The organism is Wolbachia endosymbiont of Drosophila seguyi (assembly GCF_028981765.1).
Classification (GTDB): domain Bacteria; phylum Pseudomonadota; class Alphaproteobacteria; order Rickettsiales; family Anaplasmataceae; genus Wolbachia; species Wolbachia pipientis.
This window is the reverse complement of record NZ_JAPQLM010000176.1, coordinates 1-12136: the sequence shown is the minus strand read 5'-3', so window position 1 is coordinate 12136 and position 12136 is coordinate 1. Positions and strand designations below refer to the sequence as shown.

The 12136-nt window shown below is 34.0% G+C and carries 10 protein-coding genes; 1 reads left to right on the top strand and 9 read right to left on the bottom strand.

Annotation, left to right across the window (positions count from 1 at the left end; translation table 11 throughout):
* Nucleotides 1–454: 454 nt before the first annotated feature.
* The 7 genes from ffh to rseP all read right to left on the bottom strand — a co-directional run bounded on the left by ffh (nucleotide 455) and on the right by rseP (nucleotide 11004).
* The gene (ffh, locus tag OZD62_RS04560) at nucleotides 455–1798 is read right to left on the bottom strand and encodes a signal recognition particle protein (protein ID WP_275019526.1); all 1344 of its coding nucleotides are present in this window, start codon (nucleotides 1796–1798) and stop codon (nucleotides 455–457) included.
* Nucleotides 1783–3342 (bottom strand): proton-conducting transporter transmembrane domain-containing protein, encoded by a 1560-nt coding sequence (locus tag OZD62_RS04555; protein WP_038228212.1) that lies wholly within the window; start codon nucleotides 3340–3342, stop codon nucleotides 1783–1785. The genes ffh and OZD62_RS04555 overlap by 16 nt, the downstream gene beginning before the upstream one ends.
* Nucleotides 3343–3645: 303 nt before the next feature.
* Nucleotides 3646–6507, bottom strand: coding sequence for an FAD-dependent oxidoreductase (locus tag OZD62_RS04550; protein ID WP_275019525.1), 2862 nt, complete (start codon nucleotides 6505–6507; stop codon nucleotides 3646–3648).
* A 45-nt stretch (nucleotides 6508–6552) separates the two neighbouring features.
* A complete protein-coding gene (gene fabZ / locus OZD62_RS04545) occupies nucleotides 6553–6984 on the bottom strand; it encodes a 3-hydroxyacyl-ACP dehydratase FabZ (protein WP_010082082.1) in 432 nt (143 codons plus the stop codon).
* A 4-nt stretch (nucleotides 6985–6988) separates the two neighbouring features.
* On the bottom strand, nucleotides 6989–7540 hold the full coding sequence (locus tag OZD62_RS04540) for an OmpH family outer membrane protein (protein WP_010082083.1): 552 nt from the start codon (nucleotides 7538–7540) through the stop codon (nucleotides 6989–6991).
* Nucleotides 7541–9877 (bottom strand): outer membrane protein assembly factor BamA, encoded by a 2337-nt coding sequence (gene bamA, locus OZD62_RS04535; protein ID WP_138264850.1) that lies wholly within the window; start codon nucleotides 9875–9877, stop codon nucleotides 7541–7543.
* 8 nt (nucleotides 9878–9885) lie between these two features.
* Entirely contained in the window at nucleotides 9886–11004 is a 1119-nt protein-coding gene (rseP, locus tag OZD62_RS04530; protein WP_010082085.1) for an RIP metalloprotease RseP, read from the bottom strand.
* A 99-nt stretch (nucleotides 11005–11103) separates the two neighbouring features.
* On the opposite strand from rseP, the gene OZD62_RS04525 reads away from it, so the two are divergent.
* The gene (locus OZD62_RS04525; protein WP_006279484.1) at nucleotides 11104–11382 is read left to right on the top strand and encodes an FAD assembly factor SdhE; all 279 of its coding nucleotides are present in this window, start codon (nucleotides 11104–11106) and stop codon (nucleotides 11380–11382) included.
* On the opposite strand, the gene OZD62_RS04520 is transcribed toward OZD62_RS04525, so the two are convergent.
* Both OZD62_RS04520 and OZD62_RS04515 read right to left on the bottom strand, forming a co-directional pair.
* Nucleotides 11357–11683: a cell division protein ZapA gene (locus tag OZD62_RS04520; protein WP_010082086.1), complete on the bottom strand. Its 327-nt coding sequence runs from the start codon at nucleotides 11681–11683 to the stop codon at nucleotides 11357–11359. The genes OZD62_RS04525 and OZD62_RS04520 overlap by 26 nt on opposite strands.
* Nucleotides 11684–11755: 72 nt before the next feature.
* Nucleotides 11756–12034, bottom strand: coding sequence for an HU family DNA-binding protein (locus OZD62_RS04515; RefSeq protein ID WP_010963035.1), 279 nt, complete (start codon nucleotides 12032–12034; stop codon nucleotides 11756–11758).
* Between the last annotated feature and the right edge of the window lie 102 nt (nucleotides 12035–12136).

Here is a 12136-nt window from a genome sequence, read left to right as displayed (position 1 = left end):
ATCCGATAAGGTAAGCCTCGTCATCCCGCTACGTGTTAGCGGGATCTAGAGATACCGCGGCGGTATGACGGTTCGCAGCGGTATAGTAACTCGTCATCCCGCTGCTTGTTAGCGGGATCTCTTGTTAGCGGATGAGATACCGCGAATGAATCGCGGTATGACGGTGTAGATAGTATCCCGCTGCTTGTTAGCGGATGAGATACCGCGAATGAATCGCGGTATGACGTGTTGAAACAATCCGATAAGGTAAGCCTCGTCATCCCGCTACGTGTTAGCGGGATCTAGAGATACCGCGGCGGTATGACGTGTTGCTTGGGTCAGCTATAGTATTTCTTAAAATTAATAATAAATTTCTTGGCTAGCAAGAAGCTGTAAATTTTTTTGCGAGACCTAAGCCGCTTTTGATATAGCTAAAGGTTTACTGATGATTTGTCTCATTCCACTACCTGCTGACTTACTTTCTGCTTAGCATATCCATCAAATCAGATTCTTTGAGTTTACTATGGTCAACTTTACTGAACTTATTTACCATAGAGCTCATTTGATTATACTGCTTAATTAGAAGATTAATGTCAGTTACAGTTGTTCCGGACCCCTTAGAAATTCTAAGTCTTCTTTTGCCATTTAAAATATCTGGATTTTGCCTTTCTTTTTCAGTCATTGAGTTTATGATGGCTATATATTTTTTCACTTTATTGTCATCTGGCAGACTGCTACTTAGCTTTTTTGTAAATGAACTAGGAATGAATTTCATTATGTTGCTAATGCCATCCATTTTACTCAGAGTTTTTAACATTCCCACTAGGTCGTTTAGGTCGAATTTACCTTTTTTCACTTTCTTTTGTAACTTATCAATTTCTTCCTGACCAACAATCTCAGCAGCTTTTTCAACCAATGAGACAACATCACCCATGCTAAGTATCCTTTTTGCAATTCTATCGGGATAAAAATCATCGAGGTCACTTAATTTTTCACCACAAGCAATAAATTTAATTGGACAATCGGCGATCATTTTCATAGAAAGAGCAGCACCACCACGTGCATCACCATCAACACGGGTGAGAATAATGCCGGTTACACCTATTACCTCATTGAATGATTTGGCAATGTTGACCGCATCCTGGCCTATCATTGCGTCGGCTACTAAAATAACTTCTGCAGGTGAAGCTATTTCCTTTACGGCTTTCAACTCATTCATCATATTATTGTCAATATGAAGCCTGCCTGCAGTGTCTAGTATTAATACATCATAATTATCGTTCTTTGCTATTGCTATTGCCCTTTTTGTAATTGTAATGGGCTTCTCATCTATTACTACAGGTAAAGTTTGCACATCTATTTGTTTACCTAGCACTTCAAGTTGTTTCTGGGCAGCAGGCCTATAAATGTCTAAAGAGGCAAGCATCACTTTTTTCTTTTGCTTTTTTAGTTTTAAAGCAAGCTTTCCTGAGGTAGTTGTTTTACCTGCACCTTGTAAGCCCACCATCATAATCACAGCAGGGGGTTTAACTGCTAGATTTAAGTCACTTTTCTCTGATCCGAGAACTGCAACTAAATTATCCTGTACAATTTTAATTATCATTTGTGCTGGAGAAACACTTTTTATGACTTTTTCCCCAATCACTTTATCTTTAATGTCGTTGATGAATTTTTTTGCAACTTCAAGTGAAACGTCAGCTTCAATTAAGGCTATGCGTATTTCACGCATGGCAAGATTAAAATCATCTTCAGAAATGATTGACTTTCCTCTCAGTGTACTAAATACAGAATTTAAACTTTCAGTTAACGATTTAAACATAATAGCATTAGTAGAATACTCATTAAAAAGAGAGAAGAAGCTGAAACAAAACTCACTGAGTTATAACTCAGCACTTCTTTAAGTTTAGTAATATTATTAAAGTATAAACCAACAAGTGGATTAGTCAAGTTTTGCACTACGCTGGCAAACATTTCTCTAGTTTTAGAGACTAACTGATTGAACAGCAAGATAATATAGGGTATGAAAGCTCTAAAAATCCAATCAACATCCATTTTAAAATTTACTCTCGGGTAAAATAACTTGCGTAAAGGAATAAACAATAAAGTGGTACATAGTAATAAATTAAATTGCGACCAAATATTTTTTGTGTTGTACACAAAATCGAAAATCGAAGGTTTATTGTAAATAGGTAAGTAAGGATTGCCAGCGATTACGCATATAAATGCTAAAATAATCATAGTCATTTTGCTTCCTCTCTCTGCTAAAGGTTTTGACTTACTTTTTGCAATAAATAAGTAATAAAGAAACTTTAGCCCCACGCTTAAATGAAGCAGCAAATTTAGAAGCTTATATAAATTTTTATACCCTTTTAAGGCAACAGTGTTCATTTCAATTTCAGCTGTGATATATGATTTACTGATAAATCCAACGGTTCCAGGAAATGCAGCCATTGTAAGTATTGCGATTATAGCACACATGCCTTCCACTGACATCAGTTTACCCACTCCATTAAAACTAATTGTTTTTGTTTGTGAAATAATCGAATTACTGACCACAAACAATAATGATTGATAAACAAGAGAGAAGATTATATGCAGTATCAAAATTGGTATTGCTTTTTCCGAAGGACTGAGCAAACTTCCTGCAATAATCAGCAAGCCCATTTGTCCTACAACGTTATAGCATAAAAATCTGCGAATATTTTGCTCAAGAGAAGCAAATATAATGCTGTAAATTGCAGTGATGGCGCCTACAAGCGCTAATATTTCAGTACAATCTTGCCATAGGTTATAAGTGTGTAAAAGCATCACTAAAAAAGAGACTTTAGTGGTAAATAAAGAGAGATATGTGGTGCCATGTAGCGATGCAGCAGGATATGCATCAACAACCCAAAATGAAAAAGGAAAACAAGCGCAGTTTATCAATAAACCCAAAATTATCAGGTTAGTGCTTTGAAGTGCCAATCCTGCTATTAATATAACTCCAACGAAAAAGTGTACACAAGCGTACCTTATTGCAGGTCCACTATCTCTACAGCTAGCTGCGATAATAAAAAATGCACTGATGGTCATTAATTCACAGAATATTATAACCAATATCATATGTTCAGATAAAACTGCATAAAGTGAACTAATAGTGTAAGCAGCAAAAGATAGCATCTCTGAAAAAGTCAAATTTTGTGCTGGTAGAACAGCTAAAAATGCAACTGATAAAAAAGATATTAGTATGGTACGAAAAGATAAATCAAAATCTAGAATTGGGAGAGACCAATTTACTGCAATGCTCAAATTTTCAGGTAATTTTAGGACTATAACTATTAATACAGTCAGTAGAAGTAACAGTGACGATTTATAAAGTTGCACAATAATTAAAACCAATATGGTTTATGCTATCTCAATATATGAATAAAATCAATTTGCATATTAACCACTAATTAAACTAATTATCATATAATTATATCAGAGTTTAGAGGGTTATAGAGAAACCGGTCAGATTAGGTCTTTAATCTAATCTGACCGATAGCTTTAATAGTGAGGTAAGCTTTAATATAGCACTCCTAATTCATAACGCTACACTCGTGCATAATTTATTTTTAATTTGTGCACGAGCGTTAGTAAATTATTTACTTTTTGAAATAAAATTTGGCATCACTTTAATATTGAGACTTAGTAAACCTCAGTAGGTCTGCCAGTTGGGCCCATAAGAATTATTTGCTCGCCTTCTCTTAAGTGTCTGCATAAATTAGTGGAGCCGCCGATTTCCAGCACAATAGTGGAAATAATTCCTTTTTTTTTGTCTACTTCAGTGCCGGTTACGGCTATACCTTCCATAGCAAGGTTTGTATTATTGGCTTTTCTGCCATTGGTTTCAAAATTTTGCAATCTAAAGAATTGCCCAGGCTTAAAATTCTTTGCCGCAAGTGGTGCTTTGATCACTATTTCCACAACTTTGTCTGTTAAATATTGAACTTTTATAACCTTTGCAGTGAATTGCTCTTTGATTCTATTAAATAATTCTTTATTAGCCAGGTCTTCAACACTTGACCACGCATTTTTTTTCTGGCCCACAACATCACACACTGGAATGACAGAAACGAAGCTATTAACTCCACTCAAAAGCTGAGAAATAATAGGGTAGCCGTTTTTAGCACTTGCCATAGCTTTCACGACGCTGCCACTATACGAAGGGTGAAGATCACCAAAAAAGCTGATTGTTTTATTGCCTTGCTTATACACTAATATTCTATCTTTATTTTGCATTTTAGGAGAAAATATTGGGTCTATTTCTTTTCCTGATGAATTCAAATGAGTAAAATACCCATTACTTAATTTAAAATGCTTTTTATCTTCTGTTGCAATAACTGTATTTGGCTCAGTACCTGCTGCTATAAAAATAGAACGTGCTTTTATACGTTTGATTTCGCCGGATTTTGTGTCTATCAGTTTTATTAATTCAGCATGGTTATATTTATCCGTCACAACTTCAACTGGCTCTAAGTTTTCAATAAAGTAAATTCCTTCTGACAGTGCATTTTGCACCTCTTCGCTATTTAATCGATAACTTGGTGAATCTTTTAGCTCTTTTCTATATATAACTTTCACTCCCCCGAGGCTCTGCATTAACTCTAATATTTTTATTTCTCTATTCCCTTTTTTTGCTAACTTTTGCTTTTCTCGGATCAATTGTGCGTGCGATATAAACTCATTCGCAATTTCGCGCTCTTCTTCTGTCCAATCTTTTTCAACACAGTCCTTTCCATACTTATCAACTAATATCTCATAACGAAGAAGAAATTTTTCTACTTGAATTGGATAATACGCTAAAGCTTCAGTGGCAGTGTCAATCGCAGTAAGCCCCGCCCCTATGACAACTATCGGCATACGAACTTGCAGATTTGCTATAGAATCAAATTTAAGAGCGCCAGTCAGTTGTAACGACATCAGAAAATCAGATGCCATGCGTACTCCACGAGCTAGTATGTTTTTTATTTTGATCATTCGTGGCTTACCAGAGCCAAGTGCTAGGGCGATGTGATCAAAACCCAAGTTGAACGCGTCATCAGCATTAATCGTGCCACCAAAACGAATGCCTCCATAAAGTACGAAATTCTCACGTCTTTCCAGCAGTAATCTAATAATCTTTAAGTAATTCTTATCCCACCGAGAAGTAATGCCATATTCTGCCACCCCACCAAACCCTCCTGCCGTGCGTTCACTCAATTTTTCGTGTTTGAAATCTTTAATTAGCTGGAAATTATCGATCAAAGGTTCAATCTTTAGTCCATCAATGGTGATAACGTTATGCCCATCATTCAACAAATGATGAGCTAAATTAAAACCAGCAGGACCAAGGCCTACAACTAGAACGTTTTTTCCGGTGTTTTCTCTTGGCAATGAACGCTGAAAATTTAAAGGATTCCAACGGCTGAGCAGAGAATATATTTCAAATCCGTACGGTAAACTGAGCACATCATCCAGAATCCTTGTTTCAATTGCTGGCACATTTACGGGTTCTTGTTTTTGATATATGCACGAATTCATGCAGTCATTGCATATTCTGTGTCCAGTAGCCGCGCATAATGGGTTATCTATCATCACAATTGCAAGACTTGCTATGCTGTACCCTTCGCTTTTCACCAGATTCATTTCTGATATTTTCTGCTCTAGTGGGCAGCCGTGCAGTTCAACTCTAAGTGGAGACTTTTTGAAAGTATTGTCATCATTAATTAGCCCCTTTGAGCAGCTATCCTTACTTTGCTTATGACAAAATATGCAGTAGTGAGCATTATCCAATGCTTTATCTAAACTAGCCTTTTCACTTGTTAGGTCAAAACCGTATCGTCTTTTTACTTCATTTGAATACAGCACTTCAACTTTGTCTACTTCTTTTTTAGAAAATGGTATGAGGTTTTCGTGGTCAATTTTTTTATGTATGCTAAATAATATACTCTGTTTATTTTTTACTCTCCGCACTGCATATTGTGCCGCAAGTTCTATTTCCTCTTTGTGATTTTCTTTATCTTCAAACCAATGCATCACCTGCTCAGCAAAATTTTTTTCTGTTGTTGGCAAAGTGAGAAAATGACTTAGTTTGTTAGTAATATCTATATTCGCCACATTAGTGTATTTCTTCAATGCATAGCGTTGGACAAATAATCTTTTGCACTTATATATTACAGCAAAGTCGTTGTGCTTTTTCTTTAGCTCCTCTATTTCTTTTTCAACATTAAAAAGTTTTGCAATAAATTCATCAAGTAAATATGAGAGGTCTATAATGAGCTGGCTATCTGTCATCCAAGTAGCTGACCGTTCTTCTTGTTTTCTAGATCCCAGTGTCAAGCACTGGGATGACGGGGGGTGACACTGGGATGACATCGAAGAAGAAGCTGCTTTTTCTCTTGCTTCAATTAATGAACAAAACAAGCTCTCATCACATGATTTAATATAATTCAAAAATGTCTCATCTAATTTTGTTAATCCATTGCGAGTATATAGATTCGAAAATGAGATTTTGAAATTCAGCTTCATTGCTATACTATAAAGTGTACATGCTGTTTCTTACAGATGAAGATTTTATTTATTTTGCAATACTGCTGAGATTGTTGCTTCTGCAACTTTTTCTTCGCTAACAGATGCAATACACCTAAATTTGTATACACCTAAACACACACTTTGAATGTTAGCTTGAAGAATCAATGTGTCCCCTGGAGTAACTAGCTTTCTGAATTTTGCATTTTCAATGGATCTCAAGTAAACAACTTTATTTTCTATTGTTTCTTTACCTAGAACACATATAGCAGATGCCTGAGCTAGAGATTCAATTATCAAGACTCCTGGCATTATCGGATGACCAGGGAAGTGGCCAATAAAAAATGGCTCATTGAAAGTCACATTTTTGATTGCTTTTATACTTTTACCAGGATCACACTCTATAACTCTATCTACTAAGAGAAACGGATAAGAATGTGGTAGTGTTTTTATAATATCACTGATATTAAATTGCATAAGTCTATTCAATGCCTTTTAAAGCAAATTCAGGTATTTCCTTGTTTATATTGTTTAATACCACATCTGATAAATCAACTTCATCCATGGAGTATAAAACTTGGTTCTTTTTTGAAATAAATAGTACCAAATCTATGTTGTTTTTTTCTGCCGTTTTTTTAGCGACTTCTTTTATCTTGTTAAAAACACTCTCTACTGCTTCTCTATAGCTTTCTTCTAAATGTAACATTTTTTTAGCATAATTATCTCTAACATTTACAGTGTGCTTATTAAATTGTCCTGTCTTTTCCTTTTTTGCTTCTTCTGACAAAAGGTCAAATTCTTCTTTTGATGGCTTAAGTTTTTCTAACTCATTTTCAAATTCTTGTTGTAATCTAGAATTCTGCTCCTTTATTTGTTGTTGTATATTTTGCAGAGCAAGAGATTCATTGATGACTTTTTCACTATCGATAATTGCAGCCTTTGTGTTCTGAGGTTGATATCCTACAAACTTATACCCCACAAATAAGGAAATAATTAAGGCAATAACTGATATAAATAACTGTATATATTTCATTCAAATCCCCGCTTCAATAGAAAATTTAACATTTGGTGATGGTATTATATCATAAGATTCCTTTACTAAAGGAAACCCGAAATCCAATCTAAGTCTACCAAAAGGAGAAAGCATTGAAAAGCCAAAACCTGGTGACACTCTCACAAGCTTGCTATCATAGTATTTCCCTTCATACTTCTTATTTTTATCATCTAAGCCAAAAAGTGTTGCATAGTCAACAAATAGTGAGCCTTTGATACCAGCATAGTCATATAGTTTCGGTAGAGGAAAATCCACTTGCTGTGTTAGATTAAAATAAGTTTTGCCTCCTAATGAGCTTTTATTTTTGTCTTCTGCTCTTGGTCCAATACCGGAAAGGTCAAACCCTCTAATCTCATTACCCCCTTTAAAAAAGTGCTGGCCAATGTTTAGATTTTCATCAGTATAAGAAAAAATATGACCTGCCGCCATCTTAAAGCGTAGCGTTATATCATCGTCAATTTTGCTTAATATAGGGTGCGTATAAAAAGATAAGAATTCAGATTTCAGGAAATTCACGTTTCCTCCCAATCCTGAAATATCCTGACTTAAGCGCAGTAAATACCCTTCTTTTGGAGTATAGAGGTTATCCAGTTTATTATATGCCAACGTGTATCCCACTGATGAAATCTGATGCTTACCTTTTCGGTCCAGTATTATTTCAGAGATATCGGTGTCTTGTCCACCCTTATTATCCATGTGTATATGATTATACTTATAAGAATAGCGAAGGGAATTAGTTAAGTTCTCTGTGACTTTATATGATAACTTTGTAAAAAATCCCATATCGCAACTATCAAAAGTAGTGTTTGGTTTATCTTGTTTTTCATAAAATACACCCATGCCTAGTGACGTATCAGAATCGTTAAAATTATTTTCAACAAACTCTAAATCAGTAGAAAATACGTATTGACTTTTTTCAAGAGCAAAAGAGAGCTCTTTTCCAGTACCAAATAAATTACGGTCTTTGAGGTCAATTTTAATCAATGCTCCACCAGGAAGAGACACACCTCCTCCCAAATACAACGAAGTAGTGTTTTTTTCTTTAACACTTAAGTCAAGATTTACTGCATTATCATTAACTGCATAACTATTTACTTTCACTGTTTCAAAAAAATCACTACTCATTAGTTTTTTACGTGACTTTTGAATCTCAGATATATTGTACGCATCACCTTCTGCTACACTTAGCTTACTTCTGATCACTTTATCTAAAGTGCGATCGTTACCATCAATTGTAATTTGATTTATATAAATCTTTTTACCCGGCAGCACTCTGTAGGTTACATCTACAACATTGTCACGTTGTGCATACTCTGGATTAACTTTTGCAAATATATATCCTTTCTCATTTAAATATTTGTTTATTTTTTCTACTGTATTATTAATTTTAACTCTATTAAATATCTTATCGTTTTCCTCTGTTATAAAATCCAATATTTCTTCTTTTAGGCTCAAATCCTGAATTTCAGTTTCAATATTAACCTCATTATTTCCAAATAAATACTGCTGTCCTTCGTCAATCAAAAAAGTTAACTCTGTTTGATTGTTATTATCAACCTCAACAATTGGTTGAATATTATTTTGAATATATCCTTTAGATGAATAAAAATGATCGAGCAATTCTGTGTTAATCAATAGATATTGCGGTGAATAATGATTTCCGCCTTTAAAAATAGCTCTAAATAACTTACTAAATATGTCATTACTATGTCTTTTGATAACTTGCTCTAGCTCATTTTCAGAAAAGTTTTTGTTGCCTATAAATCTTATATCCTTAATTTTAGAGGTTTTGCCTTCTTTTATTTTAAAAATTAGATTGACTCTATTGCCATCAAGCTTATTCAGGTCATATTCAATTTTAACACCAATCTTACCGTTATTTCTATAAGTAGTGACTAAATTCACTAAATCGTTTTGCAATTTTGTTTCAGTTAAAATAGTTAGCGACTTTGATTGAATCACATTACTTAGCAGCTCTTTGCTGTTAAATAACTTATTGCCTTTTAACACTACCTTGTTAATCAGTGGATTTTCTTGAATTTTTATTACTAAATTTTTTTTATCATCTATGTAAGCATTAACACTAGCAAATAACTTTGTTTTATATAGATCTTTTATAATTGAGTCTATATCATCGTCGTTTATATAATCACCAGATTTTAGTTTTATATAGAACCCTATTGTCTGGTTGCTTACCCTCTCATTACCAATACATTTGACATCTTTCACCTGCACTTTTTCCGCAGTTCCTAAAGCAACAAGCAGGGCAGGAAAAGAAATAAAAACCACTACCAGTATATAAAATAGCTTTTTCATATTTTATTTCAAAAAAGATCCCTAATATCATTTGACATTCCAGTTGCCATAAGCAAAAACAACACTAAAGCACCAAAAATAGCTGCATATTTTTGACATTTCAAGCTTAAATCCCTACGTATAACCGCTTCTATGATATAATGAAATAAATGCCCACCATCTAGCAGTGGTATTGGCAGCAAGTTAATTGCAGCTAAATTAGCTGAAATGATTGCCATAAAATATAGAACCATAATAAATCCCTTTTTCGCTGATTGTCCTGAATATTTTGCGATTTTTATTGGTCCACCTATTTCACTTGCACTCCTCTTACCAACAATAATTTGAAAGATAGCTTTAATCGTTAAGCACATAGTGTGGTAAGTTTCACTTACTGATAAGCTCACAGCCCCAAGAAAAGACGACTGCTTTAATGTATTGACTGAAATAATCCCTATAGTTTCTCTTTCTATTGTGTTGCCAAAAACGTCTTTGTCCTTGATTATTAATGGAGTTAAACTGGTCCTGTGCTTCTCATTATTTCTGCTATACTCAATCTCCATTCTTGTTTTAGGATTCGACATTATCACACGTGAAATATCTTCAAAGTATTTTATTTTATGCTCATTGATTTGTGTAATAGTGTCACCTGGCAACAAACCAGCTTGCTTAGCTGCACTACCTTCGATTACATTTTCAATCACCGGTGGAGTGCGATAATAACCTGCTATGCTAAAAAATATTGTAAAAGCTATAACAGCAAATACCATGTTTGCAAAAGGCCCTGCAAAAACTACTGCTGCTTTTTTATGACGCGGTTTTGTATGAAATGAATACAATTTTTCTTCTTCCGTTAATTCTTGTTGATCAGCTGGGACACTCGCTGCATTAGTATCTCCTAGCATTTTAACATAACCACCCAATGGAACAACGCTTAATTTCCATCTAGTTCCAGACTTATCGTTAAAACCAAAAATTTCAGGACCAAAACCTATGGAAAAAGATTCAACTTTAACTTTGCATGCTTTGGCAACAACATAATGCCCATATTCATGCACGAATACTATGACAGAAATTATTAAAGAAAATGATAAAAAATAATATATTCCATCGCTAAATTGATGGATAAGATTAGAAATTAATTCCACCTGTATATTTAGATCTTAACAAAATGTTAAGTATATTAAAATGCGCCTCGCTTGACAAGTATTTAGTTTAACTTTTAAATTAAAAAAAGTTTAATTGTAATGACAGATACCTCACTACTCAGAAGAAAATTAATATATAGAAGCTGGCATAGGGGTTGCAAAGAAACCGATATACTTTTAGGGCATTTCGCATTGAAATATCTTGATAAATTTTCCTTAAGCGAACTAATCGAATACGAAAAAATAGTTGATCTTGATGATTACGAATTATATTGTTACATAACTCGTAAGACAAACCTCCCTCCTGGCTTGAATAGTCAGATAGTCAATTTAATTGCTTGCTTTATTGAAGCTAATCCTTTATGCACTCAAGATTAGTGATAATCTTATTTACCTTATCTAGTACCTCAGTATATTCTATTCTTTTCTCGTTTCTATACTTTTCGCGCTCTTGATTTACTTCATCTAATCGCTTTGTTAATTCTAAAATTTTATCCTCAAGAATTAGTGCTGCAAGTAAGAAATTTAATGCATCCGAACCCTTACCTCCAGTTTTTTGAGATACAGAACTAACTAACTTGTCAAAACTATTAGCAAGGCGTAATAAATGATTCCCCTTCCCACTTTCGCAAGATATTTTATATGTGTTATTACGTATAACTATTTCTACTACTTGCATATGGTGCTAAAAATTTCTATCGTACAGTATAAACTCAAACCCCTACTTTCGTCTTATTTATGGTATAAATTTTTATTCATTTATCAAATCAGATAATTTTTTACTGCTACGAAAATATGTTTTAAAGTATTGATTCTTTGTAAACTTCTGTAACATTAAATGGCTTGTTTCTTTCAAGTTATAACTTCTAACTGAAAAAGAACCAAACCCCCTAATTTCAACTCTATTATGATGTTTCAATGTGCTTGAAAGTATCCCAAAAAATCTATCAACTATAGCTGCTATAACAATCTTATCTAAAAAAGGATGTCTTTTTGCTACCCTCGCTATTATATCAGACTTTGTTGCCATTTATATGAAGCCAAAATAAGTAAACCTTATCACTTAGCAGATAATGCTATGTTATATTCTTCAACACCCAATACTTCAACTTCTATTTTTTCTGATATAGAG

Coding starts and splice junctions, on each gene's coding strand:
- ffh (WP_275019526.1), bottom strand. CDS start 1,798: ATGTTTAAATCGTTAACTGAAAGTTTAAATTCTGTATTTAGTACACTG.
- OZD62_RS04550 (WP_275019525.1), bottom strand. CDS start 6,507: ATGAAGCTGAATTTCAAAATCTCATTTTCGAATCTATATACTCGCAAT.
- fabZ (WP_010082082.1), bottom strand. CDS start 6,984: ATGCAATTTAATATCAGTGATATTATAAAAACACTACCACATTCTTAT.
- OZD62_RS04540 (WP_010082083.1), bottom strand. CDS start 7,540: ATGAAATATATACAGTTATTTATATCAGTTATTGCCTTAATTATTTCC.
- bamA (WP_138264850.1), bottom strand. CDS start 9,877: ATGAAAAAGCTATTTTATATACTGGTAGTGGTTTTTATTTCTTTTCCT.
- OZD62_RS04525 (WP_006279484.1), top strand. CDS start 11,104: ATGACAGATACCTCACTACTCAGAAGAAAATTAATATATAGAAGCTGG.
- OZD62_RS04520 (WP_010082086.1), bottom strand. CDS start 11,683: ATGCAAGTAGTAGAAATAGTTATACGTAATAACACATATAAAATATCT.
- OZD62_RS04515 (WP_010963035.1), bottom strand. CDS start 12,034: ATGGCAACAAAGTCTGATATAATAGCGAGGGTAGCAAAAAGACATCCT.